This window comes from Nocardioides sp. NPDC087217 (assembly GCF_044744805.1).
Classification (GTDB): Bacteria; Actinomycetota; Actinomycetes; order Propionibacteriales; family Nocardioidaceae; genus Nocardioides.
In genome coordinates this window covers 1044110-1061909 of the sequence record NZ_JBIUZB010000001.1, presented here as the reverse complement: position 1 = coordinate 1061909, position 17800 = coordinate 1044110, and the positions used below count along the sequence as shown (strand labels likewise).

The 17800-nt window shown below is 69.8% G+C and carries 17 protein-coding genes; 2 read left to right on the top strand and 15 right to left on the bottom strand.

Annotated elements, in window-relative coordinates; translation table 11 throughout:
* Nucleotide 1 precedes the first annotated feature (1 nt).
* The 6 genes from tsaE to glmS all read right to left on the bottom strand — a co-directional run bounded on the left by tsaE (nucleotide 2) and on the right by glmS (nucleotide 6962).
* Nucleotides 2–946: a tRNA (adenosine(37)-N6)-threonylcarbamoyltransferase complex ATPase subunit type 1 TsaE gene (tsaE, locus tag ACIO3S_RS05245; protein WP_400460272.1), complete on the bottom strand. Its 945-nt coding sequence runs from the start codon at nucleotides 944–946 to the stop codon at nucleotides 2–4.
* Entirely contained in the window at nucleotides 943–2040 is a 1098-nt protein-coding gene (locus ACIO3S_RS05240) for an alpha/beta fold hydrolase (protein WP_400460270.1), read from the bottom strand. The genes tsaE and ACIO3S_RS05240 overlap by 4 nt, the downstream gene beginning before the upstream one ends.
* Complete coding sequence (gene alr, locus ACIO3S_RS05235) at nucleotides 2037–3233, bottom strand: alanine racemase (protein ID WP_400460268.1); 1197 nt, start codon at nucleotides 3231–3233, stop codon at nucleotides 2037–2039. Before alr ends, ACIO3S_RS05240 begins: the two co-directional genes overlap by 4 nt.
* A gap of 28 nt (nucleotides 3234–3261) precedes the next feature.
* The gene (locus ACIO3S_RS05230; protein WP_400460266.1) at nucleotides 3262–4638 is read right to left on the bottom strand and encodes a bifunctional ADP-dependent NAD(P)H-hydrate dehydratase/NAD(P)H-hydrate epimerase; all 1377 of its coding nucleotides are present in this window, start codon (nucleotides 4636–4638) and stop codon (nucleotides 3262–3264) included.
* Between the two features lie 112 nt (nucleotides 4639–4750).
* Entirely contained in the window at nucleotides 4751–5104 is a 354-nt protein-coding gene (locus tag ACIO3S_RS05225) for a holo-ACP synthase (protein ID WP_160025352.1), read from the bottom strand.
* A 13-nt stretch (nucleotides 5105–5117) separates the two neighbouring features.
* Nucleotides 5118–6962 carry a glutamine--fructose-6-phosphate transaminase (isomerizing) gene (gene glmS, locus ACIO3S_RS05220; RefSeq protein WP_400460264.1) on the bottom strand — a complete coding sequence of 615 codons (1845 nt, stop codon included), beginning with the start codon at nucleotides 6960–6962 and terminating at the stop codon, nucleotides 5118–5120.
* A 70-nt stretch (nucleotides 6963–7032) separates the two neighbouring features.
* On the opposite strand from glmS, the gene coaA reads away from it, so the two are divergent.
* Nucleotides 7033–7998: a type I pantothenate kinase gene (coaA, locus tag ACIO3S_RS05215; RefSeq protein WP_400460262.1), complete on the top strand. Its 966-nt coding sequence runs from the start codon at nucleotides 7033–7035 to the stop codon at nucleotides 7996–7998.
* 55 nt (nucleotides 7999–8053) lie between these two features.
* Here the strand turns inward: coaA and glmM are convergent, their stop codons facing one another.
* From glmM to ACIO3S_RS05190, 5 genes are all read right to left on the bottom strand, one after another.
* A complete protein-coding gene (glmM, locus tag ACIO3S_RS05210; RefSeq protein ID WP_400460260.1) occupies nucleotides 8054–9424 on the bottom strand; it encodes a phosphoglucosamine mutase in 1371 nt (456 codons plus the stop codon).
* 104 nt (nucleotides 9425–9528) lie between these two features.
* The gene (gene rpsI / locus ACIO3S_RS05205) at nucleotides 9529–10029 is read right to left on the bottom strand and encodes a 30S ribosomal protein S9 (RefSeq protein WP_160025356.1); all 501 of its coding nucleotides are present in this window, start codon (nucleotides 10027–10029) and stop codon (nucleotides 9529–9531) included.
* 14 nt (nucleotides 10030–10043) lie between these two features.
* Nucleotides 10044–10487, bottom strand: coding sequence for a 50S ribosomal protein L13 (gene rplM, locus ACIO3S_RS05200; protein WP_141791781.1), 444 nt, complete (start codon nucleotides 10485–10487; stop codon nucleotides 10044–10046).
* A 415-nt stretch (nucleotides 10488–10902) separates the two neighbouring features.
* Nucleotides 10903–11118, bottom strand: coding sequence for a hypothetical protein (locus ACIO3S_RS05195; RefSeq protein ID WP_160025357.1), 216 nt, complete (start codon nucleotides 11116–11118; stop codon nucleotides 10903–10905).
* On the bottom strand, nucleotides 11115–12560 hold the full coding sequence (locus ACIO3S_RS05190; RefSeq protein WP_400460256.1) for a hypothetical protein: 1446 nt from the start codon (nucleotides 12558–12560) through the stop codon (nucleotides 11115–11117). Before ACIO3S_RS05190 ends, ACIO3S_RS05195 begins: the two co-directional genes overlap by 4 nt.
* Nucleotides 12561–12811: 251 nt before the next feature.
* Here ACIO3S_RS05190 and rocD point away from each other — a divergent pair, with 251 nt between their 5' ends.
* Nucleotides 12812–14050 carry an ornithine--oxo-acid transaminase gene (gene rocD, locus ACIO3S_RS05185; RefSeq protein ID WP_350838445.1) on the top strand — a complete coding sequence of 413 codons (1239 nt, stop codon included), beginning with the start codon at nucleotides 12812–12814 and terminating at the stop codon, nucleotides 14048–14050.
* 106 nt (nucleotides 14051–14156) lie between these two features.
* Here rocD and ACIO3S_RS05180 read toward each other — a convergent pair whose 3' ends face one another.
* The 4 genes from ACIO3S_RS05180 to ACIO3S_RS05165 form a co-directional block, all read right to left on the bottom strand.
* Complete coding sequence (locus ACIO3S_RS05180; protein WP_400460254.1) at nucleotides 14157–15227, bottom strand: nitrate- and nitrite sensing domain-containing protein; 1071 nt, start codon at nucleotides 15225–15227, stop codon at nucleotides 14157–14159.
* Nucleotides 15224–15748: a SigE family RNA polymerase sigma factor gene (locus tag ACIO3S_RS05175; protein ID WP_400460252.1), complete on the bottom strand. Its 525-nt coding sequence runs from the start codon at nucleotides 15746–15748 to the stop codon at nucleotides 15224–15226. The genes ACIO3S_RS05180 and ACIO3S_RS05175 overlap by 4 nt, the downstream gene beginning before the upstream one ends.
* Before the next feature lie 142 nt (nucleotides 15749–15890).
* Nucleotides 15891–17147, bottom strand: coding sequence for a hypothetical protein (locus ACIO3S_RS05170; protein WP_400460250.1), 1257 nt, complete (start codon nucleotides 17145–17147; stop codon nucleotides 15891–15893).
* On the bottom strand, nucleotides 17147–17743 hold the full coding sequence (locus tag ACIO3S_RS05165) for an RNA polymerase sigma factor (protein WP_400460249.1): 597 nt from the start codon (nucleotides 17741–17743) through the stop codon (nucleotides 17147–17149). The genes ACIO3S_RS05170 and ACIO3S_RS05165 overlap by 1 nt, the downstream gene beginning before the upstream one ends.
* Nucleotides 17744–17800 lie beyond the last annotated feature (57 nt).

Genomic DNA, 17800 nt, shown 5'->3' with positions numbered 1-17800 from the left:
CCTAGAGCGCACTGAGGTCCACGCCGCGCCAGCGGGCCCCGACCGGGAGGATCTCCACGCGCCGAGGATCCGCACCGTCGGGTGCCTCGACCAGATCCAACGGGGCCTCGTCGGCCTCGGCACGTACGATCCGGATCTCCAGCCGCGACTCGGAGAGCCCCTCGGCCAGGCCCTCGCCCCACTCCACGACCGTCACCGCGTCGTCGAGATCGGTGTCCAGGTCGAGGTCGTCGAGCTCCTCGATACCGCCGAGCCGATACGCGTCGACGTGGACGAGCTCCGGGCCGCCGACGGTCGAAGGATGCACCCGGGCGATGACAAAGGTCGGCGAGGTGATCTCGCCGCGGACCTCGAGCCCGGCCCCCAGACCCTTGGTGAAAGTGGTCTTGCCGGCGCCGAGGCCGCCGGAGAGGACGAGTACGTCACCGGCGGCGACCAGGCCGGCCACCCGTCGACCGAGCTCGAACATGGCGTCGGGATCGAGCGCCTCGACGACATACTCGTTCAACGGACGATGGAGCCGTACCGCGGGCGACTCCCGGGAGATCTCCCGAAATCCCTGCCGCACCCAGAACCGCAACGTCTCCGGAAGCTCCTCGCGCGCGATCACCGCGAGATCCTCGAACCCCTCCGAGACCGCGACCCCGGCGGCGTACGTCACCATCTTGTGCGCCACCCCATGACCCTGCTGATCAGGCAGAACAGCGAAACGACGCAGCCACAGGGTCGAGTCCGCGGGATCCATGACGACGGCCCCGACGCCAACCCCGTCCAACCGCGCCACCACCCCGCCGAAGCCAGCCAAGCGGTCCTTCATCGACGCCTCGGTCTCGCCGAGCGCATCCGCGGGCGGGTCCAGCGGCGGGCGGGCGGAGAATGCCGCCCGGACGATACCGAGCACCTCGGTCGCGGCCTCCGGCCCGACCCGCTCGAAGACGAGCGTCATGCCGAGGCCGCATCCCGGGTGGCCGAGGCGAGCAGCTGATCGAGCTCGGCGTTGACCTGACCGTGCCGCTCGAGGATGACCATGTGGCCGGCCTTCTCGCACTCGACCAGCCGGGAGCCCGGGATGTAGGAGTGCAGCTTGCGGCTGTGGCCGATCGAGGTGAGCCGGTCGGCGGTGCCGCAGATGATCGTGGTCGGCACCCGGCCGAGCATGGTGATCGACGAGAACTTGTCCAGCGCGCGGAAGCTCGGGAAGAACTCCGCGACCACCTCGAACGGTGTCTGCGAGAGCAGTCCGTCGACGAAGTCGACGTACGCCTCCGGCACCTCGTCCCCGAAGGCGAACACGTCGGTGAAGACCGTCGCCACCGAGGACCCCATGGCGCGGAACCGGTCGACGATGCCGTGTCCCCTGGCCAGCGTCCGCATGGTGCTGTTGGCGATCCCGCCGGACAGCTTGGCCGGGAGCACCGGGATCAGCAGCCGGCTCGGGTCGAGACCACCGGCGGTCGTGGAGATCAGGGCGGCGCCGATGATGCGGCCACCCTCGCCGTACGGCGCGAACAGCTCGGGGTGATCCTCGGCGAGCGCCGCGATCGTCATTCCGCCCATCGAGTGGCCGACCAGGATCACCGGTCCCTCCGGCACGACCGCGTCCAGCACCCGGAGCAGGTCGTCGCCGAGCTGGTCGATCGTGGCGTTGCCGAGCGAGGAGCGGCCGCTGCGGCCGTGGCTGCGCTGGTCGTAGAAGACCGACCGCACCAAACCCCGGTACGCCGCCCGCTGGAAGTGCCAGCAGTCGAGGTTGAGGGCAAAGCCGTGCACGAAGACGAGCGTCACCCCGCTCGCCCCGCCCGGGTGCGAGTGAGCCGGGTCGACCTCGTCGACCTCGACATGAAGAGGTACGCCGTCAGAGGTCACCACGGTGACCGGGCAGGACCGCAGGGTGCCGAGCGGGGTCCGGTCCTCGGGGCGTTCCTCTATCGCGCGGCGGCGCTTCCTGACCACCACCGCGCCGCGGGCCGCGGCAGCGACCGCCGCCGCGCCCAGAGTTCCCGCCGCGATCTGACCGATCCGTGCTGCGATGCTGCTCATGTGTCGCCTCCCTGCTCGGCCTGCTCGGTGTCGACGTCTGTGTCAACATAACGGCGCTTCATCCGTCCTCCGATTCTGGTGACGACCTCGTAGGCGATGGTCTCGCTCGCCTCGGCCCAGTCCTGGGCGGTCGGCTCGCCATCGGCACCGGTGCCCCACAGGAGCACCTCGGCACCGCGTTCGACCGAAGCGTCCCCGAGATCGACGACGATCTGGTCCATGCAGATGGTGCCGCGCACGGGGTATCGAGCTCCGTCGATCCACACCTCGGCGCGATTCCCGGCACGACGCTGGATGCCCTCGGCGTAGCCGACCGGGATCAGCCCCACCGTCGTCGGCTCATCGGCCACCCAGGTGTGGTTGTAGGAGACGCCCGCACCGGCCTCGATCGGCTTCACCAGCGCCAGCTCGGCCCGCACGGTCATCGCCGGGACGAGTCCGAGCTCGGCCCACGGCGATCCCTCGACGCCGGGCGCCGGGTCGATGCCGTACGTCGCGATCCCGACCCGCACCAGGTCGAGCCGCGCGCTGGGGCGCAGCAGCGCTCCCGCGGAGTTGGCCAGGTGACGCACCTCGGGCCGGAGGCCGGCCTCCTCGGCGACCGCGAGCGCCTCGGCGAAGACCTTCTCCTGGAGGGCGCTGGCCGGGTCGGCGGTGTTCTCGCTGGCGCTGAAGTGCGACCAGATCCCGGTGACCCGGATCGCGCCCTCGGCCTCCAGGATGCGCGCCAGTCCGACCAGCTTCGGCCAGTCGCCGAACGGCGCGCCGCCCCGGCTGAGTCCGGTGTCGACCTTGAGCTGCACCCGCGGCGTAATGCCCAGGGTGTCACCGGCGGCGGCGAACTTCTCCAGGTCGGCGATCGTGTAGGCGGTGACGTCGATGTCCGCGGCCACGAGCTCCTCGGCGGGCTCGCTGGGCATGATCAGCCAGGCCAGCAGCCGGCCCTCGTCGCCCGCCGCGCGCAGCGCGAGCGCCTCGTCGGCCGAGGCCACGCCGAGCCAGTCCGCACCGCCCTCACGAGCGGCCCGCCCGGCCTCGACCAGACCGTGCCCGTAGCCGTCGGCCTTGACCACCGTCATGATCGGCGTACGCAGGTGCTCCCGCAGCCGCGAGACGTTGTGTCGGATCGCGGCGAGGTCGATGACGATCTCGGCTCGCCGAAGCGGAGCCCGAGGCGCTGGGCTCGGTGACATGGTGTCAAGGATAGTTCCTGCGCAGTGCTCAATTGCGTAGGGGGGAGACAGCAGGAAGGGACCGGATAACGGCGGGTATGGCCGCAGCCACCCCGCTCGCGGTGACCGGCCCACCCGCGCTCGCGAGGCTCGCCGCCGCGCCATGCAGCCAGGCGCCCGCCGAGGCGGCGTCGATGGGGGCGAGACCGGCGGCCAGCAACGAGCCGATCAGTCCGCCGAGCACGTCCCCCGAACCGGCGGTGGCCAGCCAGGAGGTGCCTGTGGTGTTGACCCGTACCGGTGTGCCGGGGTCCGGTGAGGCGATCGTGGTACGCCGCCCCTTCAGCAGCACCACCGCGTCGAACCGCTTGGCCGCGAGCCGTGCGTAGTGCAATGGACGAGCCTCGATCTCGCCGCGGTCCTCCCGGATCAGCGCCGCGAGCTCGCCGGCGTGCGGAGTCAGGATCGCGGGCACCCCGAGCGGCCCGTTCAGGGCGCGCAGGCTGTCGGCGTCGATGACCAGAGGTACGCCGCTCGCCCGGGCGAACGCGAGCGCGCTGTTGGCGCCGTCGGCGCTGCCGGAGCCGACCACCCAGGCCTGTGCCTGGCCGTCGCCGACGACCTCCGGGTTGTGTCGCTTGACCCACTCCGAGGCGGTGCCGACGTAGCGGACCATCCCGGCCAGTCCGGTGTTGGCACCGGAGACGGCCAGCAGCGCGGCCCCGGGGTAGGTGGCACTGCCGACCCTCAGCCCCACCACGCCGCGGGAGTACTTGTGCCCGTCCGGCGCGGGACGCGGCACCAGGTCCGCCACATCCGCGGCCTCGAGGCTCTCGATGGCCGGCCTCGGCAGCCGGAGGCCGATGTCCACCAGCTGTACCGTCCCGCACGCCGAAGCGGCCGGGTCGAGCAGGTGACACGGTTTGTGGGTTCCGAAGGTGACCGTCAGGTCAGCGGTCACATGGGCGCCGTCGACCTCGCCGGTGTCGACGCAGACGCCGCTCGGCGTGTCGACCGAGACGACCGGGATCCCGGGGAGCAGGGCCAGTGCCCTCTCCGCGTCCGGCCTCAGCCCGGGCTTTCCCCCGATCCCGACGATCCCGTCGACGACGACATCGAAGGCGCCGGTGGTCGAGCTCGTCGAGAAGACGTCCGAGGACACCGTCCCTCCGGCCGCTTTCAGAGCTGCGACCCCACCCGCGTGCGCCCGGTCCGACAGCAGCCACGCCTCGACCCGCGCCCCTCGACGCGCGAGCAGCGCCCCGGCGTACAACGCGTCTCCGCCGTTGTCCCCGCTCCCGACGAGCAGGACGATGCGTTTCCCGTAGGCACCGCCGAGACCCCGCCCGCGAAGGTGACCGACGACCGCGTAGGCCAGCCCGGCCGCCGCGCGCTGCATCAGGGCACCTTCTGGCAGGCTCGCCATCAGGGCTCTCTCTGCCGCTCTGACCTGCTCAACCGAGTGCGCACGCCGCATGGCCCCAGCCTACGCGCCCATGCCCTGGCGGGCCTGGGCCGAAGGGCTCGAACAAGCCCCGTCAGTCCTCCAGGACGACCATCGCCGAGGCGATGCCGGCGTCGTGGGAGAGCGAGAGGTGGACGGTGGCGACACCGAGCTTGGTGGCCTGCGCCAGCACCGTGCCGCGGAGCTCGAACCGGGGCTGGCCGGAGGACTCCGAGATCACCTCGGCGTCGTGCCACTCCATCCCCTGCGGCGCGCCGAGCGCCTTGGCGAGCGCCTCCTTGGCGGCGAACCGGGCGGCCAGCGAGGCCATCGGCTTCGCCGCCTCTGCAGGCGTGAACAGGCGCTCGCGCAGCCGCGGCGTACGCTCCAGCGACTCCTCGAAGCGCTCCAGGTCGCAGACGTCGATCCCGACCCCGAGGACAGCCATCAGAGGACCGCCATCACTCGACCGTGACGGACTTGGCGAGGTTGCGCGGCTGGTCGACGTCGTAGCCGAGCTCGGTGGCGAGCTGGCAGGCGAAGAGCTGCAGCGGTACGACCGCGACGAGCGGCTGCAGGAGCACGGGCACCTTGGGCAGCCGGATGATCGTGTCGGAGACCGAGTCGACCGAGTCGTCGCCCTCCTCGACCAGGGCGATGGTGCGGGCGCCGCGGGCGCGCACCTCCATGATCCCGGAGCGCATCTTGTCGTGCAGGAAGTCGCGGCCGCGCGGGGGCACGATGCACCAGATCGGCAGGCCCTCCTCGACCAGCGCGATCGGGCCGTGCTTGAGCTCGCCGGCGGCGAACCCCTCGGCGTGCAGGTAGGCGAGCTCCTTGAGCTTGAGCGCGCCCTCCAGCGCCACCGGGTAGCCGGCGTGGCGCCCCAGGAACAGGAAGGCCCGGCGGTCCGCGTACTCACGCGCGAGGTCGTAGACCTGCGGCGCCGTCTCCAGGACCTTCTCGACCGCCGCGGGCATCGCCTCGAGCTGGGTCATCACGCCGTCGATCTCGTCGCCGTACATGGTGCCCTTGACCTGGGCCAGGTAGAGCGCGAGCAGGTAGCAGGCGACCAGCTGGGTGACGTACCCCTTGGTCGAGGCGACGCCGATCTCCGGGCCGGCGTGGGTGTAGATGACCGCGTCGGACTCGCGCGGGATCGTGGAGCCGTTGGTGTTGCAGATCGCCAGCACCTTGGAGCGCTGCGAGCGCGCGTGCCGGATCGCCTGCAGCGTGTCGGCGGTCTCGCCGGACTGCGAGATCGCCACGACCAGGGTGGAGTTGTCGAGGATCGGGTCGCGGTAGCGGAACTCGGAGGCCAGCTCGACCTCGACCGAGATCCGGCACCAGTGCTCGATGGCGTACTTCGCGACCATCCCGGCATAGAACGAGGTCCCCGCGGCGATGATGATGATCTTGGTGACCTCGCGCAGCTCGTCGTCGTCGAGCCGCATCTCGTCGAGATGCAGAGACCCCGAAGGCGTACGCCGCCCCAGGAGAGAGTCTGCGACCGCACGAGGCTGCTCGAGGATCTCCTTGCGCATGAACCAGTCGTGGCCGTCCTTCTCGGCGGCGGCGAGGTCCCAGTCGACGTGGAAGCGGCGGCCCTCGGCGGGAGTGCCGTCGAAGTTGGTGACCGTCGCGCCGTCGCGGGTGATGGTGACGACCTGGTCCTGGTCGAGCTCCATCGCCTCGCGGGTGTGCTCGATGAAGGCGGCGACGTCGGAGCCGAGGAACGACTCGCCCTCGCCGAGACCGACCACGAGCGGGCTGTTGCGCCGGGCGGCGACGACCCGGGACGGGTCCTGGGCGTCGATCGCGACGAAGGTGAACGCGCCTTCGAGGATCGAGCAGACCTTCTGCATCGCGATGGTCAGGTCGGCTCCGCCGACGACCTCGCGCTCGAGCAGGTGGGCGGCGACCTCGGTGTCGGTCTGCGAGGTGAACTCGTGCCCGTCGGTCTCCAGCGAGGCCCGCAGCTCGGCGAAGTTCTCGATGATGCCGTTGTGCACGACCGCGACGCGGCCGGTGCGGCCGACGTGCGGGTGGGCGTTGCCGTCGGTCGGGCCGCCGTGGGTCGCCCAGCGGGTGTGGCCGATCCCGGTCGTCGACGCCGGCAGCGGCGTGTCCGCGATCGCCTTCTCCAGGTTGGCGAGCTTGCCGGCCCTCTTGTCCACCGCCAGCCCGTCGGCGGTGATCAGAGCGATCCCCGCCGAGTCATAGCCGCGGTACTCCAACCGCCGCAGCCCATCGATCACGACGTCCTGCGCCGACCGGTCTCCGACGTACCCAACGATGCCGCACATGGCGGATGATCCTACGGCTCTCGTGGACCCCAGCAGGAAGCGGCGGCGCATGTGCGTAACAATCGTTGCCATGTCACACCCCGGGCCACACGGCGATGACCGCGGCTCCTCGCCCTACGTCGAGCTCGACCGTAGCGCGTGGGCCGAGCTCGCGACCGAGACCGAGAGTCCGCTGACCGAGGCCGAGATCGAGTCGCTGCGGGGCCTGGGCGACCAGATCGACCTCAACGAGGTCGAGGAGGTCTTCCTACCGCTGAGCCGCCTGCTGAGCCTCTACGTGAGCGCCTCGGACAAGCTCCACGACCAGCAGGAGCTGTTCCTCGGCAAGGCGATGCCGGAACGTACGCCGTTCGTCATCGGGGTCGCCGGATCCGTCGCCGTCGGCAAGTCGACCACGGCTCGTGTCCTCCAGCAGATGCTCGCCCACTGGCCCGAGCACCCCAACGTCGCTCTGGTCACCACCGACGGGTTCCTCTACCCCAACGCCGAGCTCGAGCGTCGCGGCCTGATGGAGCGCAAGGGCTTCCCGGAGTCGTACGACCGCAAGGCCCTGCTCCGCTTCCTCGTCGACCTCAAGTCGGGTGAGGACGAGGTGCGTGCGCCGATCTACTCGCACCTGACCTACGACGTCACCGACCAGACCGTGCTGGTCAAGAAGCCCGACATCGTCATCCTCGAGGGCCTCAACGTCCTGCAGCCCTCCCGGGTCCGCGCCGACGGCACCATCTCCCTCGCCCTCTCGGACTTCTTCGACTTCTCCGTCTTCGTCGACGCCGACTCCCGCGACATCAAGCAGTGGTACGTCGAGCGGTTCCTCCGGCTGCGCGAGACCGCCTTCCGCGACCCCTCGTCCTACTTCACGAAATATGCGGCCCTGAGCCACGACGAGGCCATCACCCGCGCCACCGAGATCTGGAACGAGATCAACGGCCCCAACCTCCGCGAGAACGTCCTCCCCACCCGCTCCCGCGCCACCCTCGTCCTCCGCAAGGACCGCGACCACTCCGTCCGCTACGTACGTCTCCGAAAGATCTGACGCCGAGTCGGCTCGTTAGAACGAGCCGACTCGGCGACGGGTGTGACAGGAGGGGTCAGAGGGCCAGGCGGGACCGGACCACGTCCGCGAGCCGCTCGGCGCAGGCCTCGGCCTCGTGATGGGTGGGGGCCTCGACCATGACGCGTACGAGGTTCTCGGTGCCCGACGGGCGCAGCAGGATCCGCCCGGAGCCGGCGAGGGCCTTCTCCTCGGCAGCGACGGCGTCGAGGAGGCCGTGGTCGGTCTTGCAGCGGGCCTTGTCGACGCCCTTGACGTTGAGCAGAACCTGCGGGAGGCGGGTGACGACGGAGGCGAGGTCGGCGAGGGTACGCCCGGTGAGGGTCATCCGCTGCAGGACGTGCAGCGCGGTGAGGATGCCGTCGCCGGTGGTGGCGTGCTCGCTCATGATGATGTGCCCGGACTGCTCGCCACCGATGGCGTAGCCGCCCCGGCGCATCTCCTCGAGCACGTAGCGGTCGCCCACGGCGGTCTGCTTCACGTGGACGCCCGCAGCGTCCATCGCCTTGACGAACCCGAGATTGCTCATCACGGTGACGACCACGGTGTCGTCCGGGAGCCGGCCGGCGTCGTGGAGCCCGAGGGCGAGGATCGCGATGAGTTGGTCGCCGTCGACGAGGTTTCCCTCACCGTCGACGGCCAGGCAGCGGTCGGCGTCGCCGTCCCAGGCGAACCCGACGTCGGCGCCGTGCTCGACGACCGCCTTCTGGAGCATCTCCGGGTGGGTCGAACCGACGCCGTCGTTGATCGAGAGGCCGTCGTTGACGTCGTTGATCGCGATCACCTTCGCCCCGGCCTGGTCCAGGGCCAGCGGACCCGCGGCCGCGGCGGCTCCGTTGGCGCAGTCGACGACGACGGTCAGCCCGTCGAGTCGGCGCTCGAGCGTGGAGATCAGGTGGGCTGCGTACGTCTCCACGGGATTCTCGTGGGTCGAGATCCGGCCCACCGACGCGCCGGTGGGGCGGTCCCAGGGCTCGTCGAGGTGTGCCTCGATCCGGTCCTCGAGCACGTCGTCGAGCTTGTGCCCGCCGCGCTGGAGGAACTTGATGCCGTTGTCGGGCATCGGGTTGTGCGAGGCCGAGATGACCACACCGAGGTCGGCCTGGAGGGCCGCGGTGAGGTAGGCGACCCCGGGCGTCGGCAGCACGCCGACGTCGATCACGTCGCAGCCGGCCGAGGCCAGACCGCCGGCCACCGTCGCCTGCAGGAACTGTCCGGAGACGCGCGAGTCGTTGCCGACCACCGCCAGCGGCTTGCGCGGTCCATCGGTGGTCGAGCCTGTCGAGACCCGCAGCTCCTCGGTCAGGACCAATGCCGCCGAGGTCGCCAGGTTCTGGGCGAGCGAGGCGGTGAGGATCTCGCCGTTCGCGAGACCGCGAACTCCGTCAGTGCCGAAAAGGCGTGCCACGTCCGTGTGACCTTCTTTCGTACGTCGGCCCCCGCCCGAAAAATGAGTTGGGGTGCCTCGGCGAGCCGAGGCACCCCAACAATGCTAGGCGATCGCGAGGGCGATCAGCGCTTGCTGAACTGCGAGGCCTTGCGGGCCTTCTTGAGACCGGCCTTCTTCCGCTCCACGACGCGGGCGTCGCGGGTCAGCAGACCGGCCTTCTTCAGGGTCGGGCGGTTGGCCTCGACGTCGACGTCGTTCAGCGCACGGGCCACGCCGAGACGCAGCGCGCCGGCCTGACCGGCGATGCCGCCGCCGTCGATACGGGCGATCACGTCGAAGCGACCCTCGAGCTGCAGCGCGGCGAACGGCTCGTTCGCGATCTGCTGGTGCAGCTTGTTGGGGAAGTAGTCCTCGATGGTGCGACCGTTGATGGTCCACTCGCCGGTGCCCGGGACGATCCGGACGCGGGCGACGGACTCCTTGCGGCGGCCGGTGGCGGCAGCCGGGGCGATGGTCGCCGGGCGCTCGGGGGTGTCGGCGGACGGGGCGCTCTCGGAGGTGTACGCGAGGCCCTGCTCGTCGGTCTCGAAGGTCTCCTCGACCTCTACGGTGTTCTCAGTCATGTCCTGGTCCTGGCTCACTGGGCGATCTGCTTGATCTCGAACGGAACGGCCTGCTGCGCGGCGTGCGGGTGCGTCGGACCGGAGTAGACCTTGAGCTTCTTGAGCATCTGGCGGCCGAGCTTGTTCTTCGGCAGCATGCCCCACACAGCGGTCTCGATCGCCTTGCGAGCGTCCTTCTCGAGGATCTCGCCGATCGGGGTCGCGGTCAGACCACCCGGGTAGCCGGAGTGGCGGTAAGCCAGCTTGGTCTTGGCCTTGTTGCCGGAGAGGGAGACCTTCTCGGCGTTGATGACGATGACGAAGTCGCCGGTGTCCGCGTTGGGCGCGAAGATCGCCTTGTGCTTGCCGCGGAGGAGCTCAGCGGCCTGGACCGCGAGGCGGCCGAGACGGACGTCGGTCGCGTCGATCACGAGCCAGGCGCGCTCGATGTCGCCCGGCTTGGGAGCGTAAGTACGCACGTATGCCTTCTTAGTTCGTTGGACCCGGCGCACGGATGCGCACCGGGATGGTGCTGCGTGGCTTCTGACGAACACGGCCCGGCTTGCCCTGTCCTCTGGGTGGTCCCAGTGGCAGTCATCCGGATCTGCGTCCCTGACCGTGCGCAGTTCTTATCGAACCAGGGATCAGGACGCGGCAGGAGTCACGACTCACAAGGTTACGAGCCCCCGCACGGCGGAGCCAAATCAAGACGTACGCCGCCGGTCGGGGAGCCGGGCGGCGTACGCGATCTTGGGCGGGTCGACTCGGCCGACCCTGGCTCCAGTGTCCGTCGGGTTCCTGTGACGAGGCTGTGACAGGCCTTCTGCTCTCCTGAAAACCACAGACGTACGCCGCCGGGACCGTGCCCGGCGGCGTACGTCTTCTTCTTGTCGGCTAGTGGTCGACGCCGACCTCACCCTCGGGGGCGTACAGGTCGGTGACCTCCTCCGGGTCCGGGTGCTTCTCTGGCCCGGGCGGGGTGGACTGCTTCTTCTCGACCACCGGTCGCTTCGGCTCGTCCTCGCCGGTGAGCGCGACGGCGCCGCCGACAGCGCCGCCGGCCACCAGGACCGCTGCGGCGGCCAGGATCAGCTTGCTCGACACGGTCACGCCAGCACGCGGTACTGGATGCCGACGGAGTACTTCCAGACGTCGTAGCGCGAGCTCGAGTTGAGCCCGGCGGTCCACCACACGGCGGGGCAGTACTGCGTCGAGAGACGGCTCTGGATCAGGCTGTTGGGCGAAGCGACCGACGCCATCGTCTTCCACTTGATCGAGTTGCCGAACTGGTGGCGCTGACGCGTCGACCAGTCGGACGGACGCAGGACGGTGGTGACCAGGTAGACGTCCTTGGTGTAGCCCTTCGGACGGCCGCCGTAGTGCTTGAGGGTCAGGTTGCGGTAGTTGCCGTCGACCGACTTCGGCAGGCACTTGACGTTCTCGGTGTAGACGGTCGCCTTGGCGCTGTCGCCGGGGGCCTTGCAGCGTACGTTCGAACGCAGGCCGCGGGACTCGGACCAGTCGCTGCGAGCGGGCGCCTTGAGGGTCGAGCAGGAGCCGACGTACTTGTAGTCGAGGGCATCGGCTGCGGTGACGGTCCTGCTGTAGGTCTTCCAGGTCAGCTTCTTGGCGGACGCGGCGACCGAGATCTGGGCGGTGGTGGCGTTGCCAGCCTTGTCCTTGGCCTCGATGCGGATGTAGAAGGTGCCCGAGACCCGGGTGCCAGCGTTGTTGTAGCCGTTCCAGGTGTAGGAGGTGGTGCCGGTGAAGCTCGTGGACGAACCCAGGGTGCGGACCAGCGTGCCGGTGGCGGTGACCACCTTCGCGGTGTAGCCGACGGTCTCGTTCACGGTCATCTTCGCCGTGACCGTGTCGCGGTAGCCGTCCGGGTAGGGGTAGAACGTCGTCAGGCTGCGGCTCAGGGTGACGACCGGCTTGGTGGCGTCGACGGACCCGAGCTCGACGGTGACAGAGTCGGTCGCACCGCTCTCACCCTCGACGAATCCGGTGATCCGGTAGGTGTCGGTCGCGGTCGGCATCGTCGCCTGGACCGACCCGACACCGTCGGCGTCGAGCGTGATCGGCGCCGACTGCGGGCCGCTCGGCGAGGTGCCGTTCGAGCCGGTGATCGTCCAGTTGGCCACCGGGTTGGCGCCGAGCGCCTCCACGTTCTCCACGTCGTACGTCACCGGGAACGTCGCACCCCCGGCAGGGGTGGTGGCGGGAACGGTGATCGCGACGGTGGTCACGACGGCGGCTGCGGGCTCCTCGGCCACGCCTGCCGCGGGAGGCTCGGCCTCGGCGACGGGGTCGGTCTCGACCTGGGTCTCGGGCTGGGTCTCCGGCTCCGTCTGGGTCCCCGTCTCGGTGCCCGTCTCGGTGCCCGTCTCGGCACCCGTCTCGGGAGCAGGCTGCGAGTCGTCCGGGGTCGTCTCGACGGTCGTCGTCTCCGACGGGTCCGTGGTGGTCGACGGGGCCTCCGTCGCGAAGGCCGGCACCGCCGGCACGATCAGGGCGACGGCAGCAGCCGCCACCAGTGCGCGGATGCGCATCTGTGGTTCCTCCGAGTCTCTTGCCCGAGATGGTCTAGGGGTCGCTTCGCTGCCAGAGAACGCGAGGCGGGCCGAGATGGCTGACGCAACATATACCCCGGGGCGCACACCCCTCGCACCGGTATTTGCTGCCGCGTTACCGGCCTGGCGACAACGATGAGACATCTGGCGTAGCCTGATCGTAGGATTGTCTGACAATCAGATGATCCTGTCTCAGATCACCGAGAACGCCCCACAGATGGAGGAGTGCGATGACCCTGCTCAACGAGGCTCAGGCCACCGCTGCGACCAGCTTGACCCCCGCCGCTTTCGCGGCCGCCGAGGCGCACTCCGCGCACAACTACCACCCCCTCGAGGTCGTGATCAGCCACGCCGAGGGCGCCTGGGTGACCGACGTCGACGGCCGCCGCTGCCTCGACATGCTGGCCGGCTACAGCGCGCTGAACTTCGGTCACGGCCACCCCGCTCTGCTGTCCGCGGCCCGTGAGCAGCTCGACAAGGTCACGCTGACCTCCCGTGCGTTCGTGCACGACCAGTTCGCCGAGTTCACCGCCCGCCTGGCCGCGATGTGCGGCAAGGACATGGTGCTGCCGATGAACACCGGCGCCGAGGCGGTCGAGACCGCGATCAAGGTCGCCCGCAAGTGGGGCTACGACGTCAAGGGCGTCCCGGCCGACCAGGCCGAGATCATCGTGATGGCCGGCAACTTCCACGGCCGCACCACCACGATCGTCGGCTTCTCCGACGACGCCGACGCGCGCGACGGCTTCGGCCCGTTCGCCCCCGGCTTCGTGATGGTCCCCTACGCCGACCTCGCCGCGATCGAGGCCGCCATCACCCCCAACACGGTGGCCGTGCTGGTCGAGCCGATCCAGGGTGAGTCCGGCGTCGTCATCCCCGGCGACGACTTCCTGATCGGGCTGCGCGAGGTCTGCACCCGCGAGAACGTGCTCTTCGCCGCCGACGAGATCCAGGCCGGCCTCGGCCGCACCGGCTACACCTTCGCCTGCGACCACGCCGGCGTGAAGCCGGACATGTACATCCTCGGCAAGGCCCTCGGCGGCGGCATCGTCCCCGTCTCGGCCGTCGTCGCCGACCGCGACGTGCTCGGCGTCATCGGCCCCGGCCAGCACGGCTCCACCTTCGGTGGCAACCCGCTCGCCTGCGCCGTCGGCACCGCCGTCATCGACCTGCTGGAGACCGGCGAGTTCCAGGCCCGCGCCGAGGCGCTCGGCCAGGTCCTGCGCGACCGCCTCCTGGCGATGGTCGGCAAGGGCATCGTCGGCTTCCGCTCCCGCGGCCTGTGGGCCGGCGTCGACATCGACCCGGCGATCGCCAGCGGTCGCGAGATCTGCGAGCGCCTGCTCGCCCGCGGCGTACTCGCCAAGGACACCCACGGCTCCACCATCCGCCTCGCGCCGCCCCTGGTGATCGCCGAGGAGGACCTCCACTGGGCCCTCGACCAGCTCGAGGCGGCAGTCTCGGCCTGACCCAAGCGAGCCCGCAGTTCTGGCAGGCCGAATCTGTAGTTGTGGGCGACGAAACTCTACTTTCGTCGCCCACAACTACCATCTCGGCCGTTTGGCCGTGCCGAGCTCAGTCGACCTCGGCGAGGTCGTCGATGAGCTCGTTCGCCGCCGCGACGGACAGCTTTTGCAGCCCGCGGAACAGCTCGGTGCAGGACGCCGCATGCTGGTCCGGCGTCATCGTGACCCGGTCCAGATTGCCGTTGGCCAGGACCTGGTTGACCGCCCGTTGCGCGGGAACGCCGACGGCCCCGTTGGTGGCAGTGTTCTTGGTGATCTCGTCGAGGGAGTCGCGCTGAGGTTCCGAGCTCGACGTGTAGAGCGCCGAGAGCGACAGGCGCCACTCAGCCTCGGCCCGAGCAAGCTCGGCGAACTCCTGCTTGCTGAGAGCATCCGCGCCCGCAGCGCCCGCACTCTGCATGGCCTCACGCTTGGCGAGTGCCGGCATCATGATGTTCCGCTGCGTACCGAGCGACCGGAAGGCCGGGCCCAGGTGGCCGAGCGCCTCGATCTCGTCGTCGATCTCGGCGTCACCGACGTACGGCACGAGCGTCGAGATCGCGAGGAGGCCGTTGGAGAGTGTCGACAAGGCCAGCGCCCCCTGCAGCCGAGTCTCCTCCGTACGCATCATGGATCGCGTCTCCGGCAGGGCGGCCAACGACTGCTGGATCTCGGAGACGAGGTCAGCGAGCTCCTGGTCCCCGCCGTCGATCTTCTCCGCCTTCGCGGTCCAGGTCACGACGGCCTCGTCGGTCTGCTCCTGGATCGGCTTCATCACCACGTCAGGGACGTCCGCGAGGGCAGCGTCGCGCTCGAAGATCAGGTTGATCGCCAGGCCGAACGTGCTGGGCAGCGCCTGCGCGACCGACTCGGCCCGGCGCACCGACGAGGAAGATGTGGAGGTGGGCGACACGGCCGGGTCGGTGGCCCGATCCGCAACGAGAGGCCGCAGCGCGACCCCGGTGATGGCGATGATCCCGGCCGCCATGATGGTCCCGGCGGCGGTGAGCAGTCGCGCCGAGCGCACGCGGCGGCGGCCGCGGCGTACGTCCTCGGAGGGGTCCGGGAGCGGGACCGGAACTGTGGCGCCGATGCGGTAGAGGCGCTCGCGCAGCAGGGTGTCGTCGTCGAAGGTGTTCATCGCCGGCCTCCTCGGGCAGCGTCGGGGGCAACGTCGGGGACAGCGAGGCCGGGACGGAGGGCGCGGCGCAGGCTGGCCAGGGCGGCCGAGGTCTGGCTCTTGACCGTCCCGGTGCTGATGCCGAGGTCGGCAGCGGTCTCCTCGACCGACAGACCCCAGTAGTGACGGAGCACGACGACTCGCCGCTGACCTGCGGGAAGCGCACGCAGCGCGGTCCAGAGCTCGTCGAGGTCCTCGGTCTCCGGGCCGCTCGGCGCCGGCCGGTCGACGATCTCACCGGCCCGCTCACGCCGCCACGGACGACGGCCCTCGTCCAGGTGGCTGTTGACCAGCACCCTGCGTACGTAGGCATCGACGCTGTCGGCCTTCCGAACCTTTCGCCATGCCGCGTACACCTTCGACAGCGTCAGCTGCACGATGTCCTCGGCGCGATGCTCGTCACCGCACAACAGGTACGCCGCGCGGTACAGATGCGCGCGTCTCTCCCTGACGTAGGCGGTGAACTCCTCGTCCCTGCTCAACGTCTCTCCTCCTCCGGTTCCAACCCCCGACGCCCTATTGACGTAGCCGGCGCTGGATCGGTTGGGGCACCGAGCCCCTCGACGTAGATCGCGCACAGGACCGGGTCGCACTCGCCAAGACCGCCGACGGCGAAACCTGACCTCAGCCCTGCGGCTGCCACCTCCGATCGAGTACGAAGTCGACGGCGCGGTCCACCGGGATCGCGCGGTCGCCGTAGACGCTGACGGTGTAGACGGGGCCCTGGAAGACGACGAGGTTCACCGGGTCAGCGGGCTTGCCCATCCAGCGGCGGTTCTTGCCGAGCCCGATGAAGACCTCGTTGCCATCGACGGTGCGGATGATGCAGCGCTTGTAGACGGTGCGGTGGCACGCCTTGTCCATCTGGATCGGGTTGAGCGTCTCCTCCAGCCGCACCTCGACAAAGCCCGGCTCGCCACTGGAGAAGCTGTCCGCCATGTCCTGCTTGACGTCGGTCAGAACGACGTACGCCTCGTGGTCGAAGCGCATGGGCATGCCGTCGCGCCACGTTGCCGGGGTTCCGGGCGGGACCAGCGTCTTCAGCGCGGTCCTGCCCAGCTCCTTGGCGTCGACCTGAGGCGGCAGATCGAGTTCCGGGACGACCAGCCGGGGGTCGGCAGCGGCCGCCATGACCTCCTTCTCCCCGAGGTCGACACCGGAGACGGGGATCGTCGAGTTGTTACCGAACAGCGAGTCGAGGGTGATCGCGACGACCGTCCCGTCGGAGCGCTCGACGGCATAGGTCCGTGCGCCGCCATTCGTCGCGACTCTCGCCTCCTTCGCTCCCGGGTGGTCGACGTCCTCACAGGTCCACCCGGGGTCATCGCACAGGAAGCCGACTCCATCCCAACCGGACCCGACGGCAAGCTGAATCATCCCGAGACCGTCCTCGCCTTCGACGGTCCACCCCAGCTTCGTACCGATGCGGCGCCCACTGCCCGCCTCACCGGCCTGCATGTTCGAGACGGTCTTCTCGAGGTGCTCCCCGGCGGGATCCAGATGCTCGGCGAGGACGTCTCGGTACTTCTGAAGCACCGGGATGTCGCGAGACCACGAGACTCCGTGGCCGTTGAAGGCCGCGGGCCACAGCCCCGTGACGTCGTCCCCGGGGACCTTCACCGGCGCTACCACCCGGTCCGGCACCGGCGACGGCTTCGCAGACGTCTCCAGTGGACCTGCGATCTGCTCGTCGCCCTTCAGCAACGACGTCCTCTGGGTGACCACGACGCCACCGGCCGCCGTGATCGCCACCGCGGCGGCAGCCGCGACAGGTACCATCCACCTCTTCGTACGACTCTCCTGGGAGATCGCCTGCATCAGCTCCGCCTCTCGCCGCGCCTTCACATGAGGGCGCAGGCTGCGTTCAGGAATTCCGGTCATCATTTCTCCCCCTCACCCATCAGCGCGGCGACCCGCTTGCGTGCGCGGGAGAGCCGGCTGCGTACGGTCCCGACAGGGATGTCGAGAGCCTGGGCAACTTGCAGATACGAGAGGCCGTCCCAGGCGATGAGCATCAGGATCTGACGGTCCTTGCGGCTGAGCCTGTCGACGGCCGCGAGGAGCTCGGACATCCGGCGCTCCTCGTCGAGGCGGCGTACGACTCCGTCCGCGTGGTCCTCGGCGTCGTCGACCCGCACCAGCTGCAGCCTGCCCGCCAGCGCGTTCTGCCGGCGGGCACCACGGGTGGCGTTGCGGCAGACGTTCTCGGCGACGGTGAAGAGCCACGGCATCAGCGAGCCGTCGTAGGCCACCGCCCGTTCCCGCACCCGCCAGACCTCCAGGAACGCCTGGGACATCACGTCCTCGGCGAGGTTCCAGGAAGCCACGCGCCGGAAGCAGAAGTTGTAGACCGGATCCGCATAGCGCCCGAACAGCTCCGCCATCGCCTCGTGGTCGCCCCGGCGCAGACGCTCCGCCAGACCGCTGTCGTTCTCCGTCACCACGAGCCCGAAGCTCTGCGACTCACTACCTCTCACGCACCCTCTATGTCCGGGAGGCCCGAAGTGGTTCCAGCTCCGGGCCTCCCTTTGTCA

What these genes read in the sequence shown, in the direction of transcription:
- tsaE (WP_400460272.1), bottom strand. Translation starts at nt 946, where the DNA reads ATGACGCTCGTCTTCGAGCGGGTCGGGCCGGAGGCCGCGACCGAGGTG.
- ACIO3S_RS05240 (WP_400460270.1), bottom strand. Translation starts at nt 2,040, where the DNA reads ATGAGCAGCATCGCAGCACGGATCGGTCAGATCGCGGCGGGAACTCTG.
- alr (WP_400460268.1), bottom strand. Translation starts at nt 3,233, where the DNA reads ATGTCACCGAGCCCAGCGCCTCGGGCTCCGCTTCGGCGAGCCGAGATC.
- ACIO3S_RS05230 (WP_400460266.1), bottom strand. Translation starts at nt 4,638, where the DNA reads ATGGCGAGCCTGCCAGAAGGTGCCCTGATGCAGCGCGCGGCGGCCGGG.
- ACIO3S_RS05225 (WP_160025352.1), bottom strand. Translation starts at nt 5,104, where the DNA reads ATGGCTGTCCTCGGGGTCGGGATCGACGTCTGCGACCTGGAGCGCTTC.
- glmS (WP_400460264.1), bottom strand. Translation starts at nt 6,962, where the DNA reads ATGTGCGGCATCGTTGGGTACGTCGGAGACCGGTCGGCGCAGGACGTC.
- coaA (WP_400460262.1), top strand. Translation starts at nt 7,033, where the DNA reads ATGTCACACCCCGGGCCACACGGCGATGACCGCGGCTCCTCGCCCTAC.
- rpsI (WP_160025356.1), bottom strand. Translation starts at nt 10,029, where the DNA reads ATGACTGAGAACACCGTAGAGGTCGAGGAGACCTTCGAGACCGACGAG.
- ACIO3S_RS05190 (WP_400460256.1), bottom strand. Translation starts at nt 12,560, where the DNA reads ATGCGCATCCGCGCACTGGTGGCGGCTGCTGCCGTCGCCCTGATCGTG.
- rocD (WP_350838445.1), top strand. Translation starts at nt 12,812, where the DNA reads ATGACCCTGCTCAACGAGGCTCAGGCCACCGCTGCGACCAGCTTGACC.
- ACIO3S_RS05180 (WP_400460254.1), bottom strand. Translation starts at nt 15,227, where the DNA reads ATGAACACCTTCGACGACGACACCCTGCTGCGCGAGCGCCTCTACCGC.
- ACIO3S_RS05170 (WP_400460250.1), bottom strand. Translation starts at nt 17,147, where the DNA reads ATGACCGGAATTCCTGAACGCAGCCTGCGCCCTCATGTGAAGGCGCGG.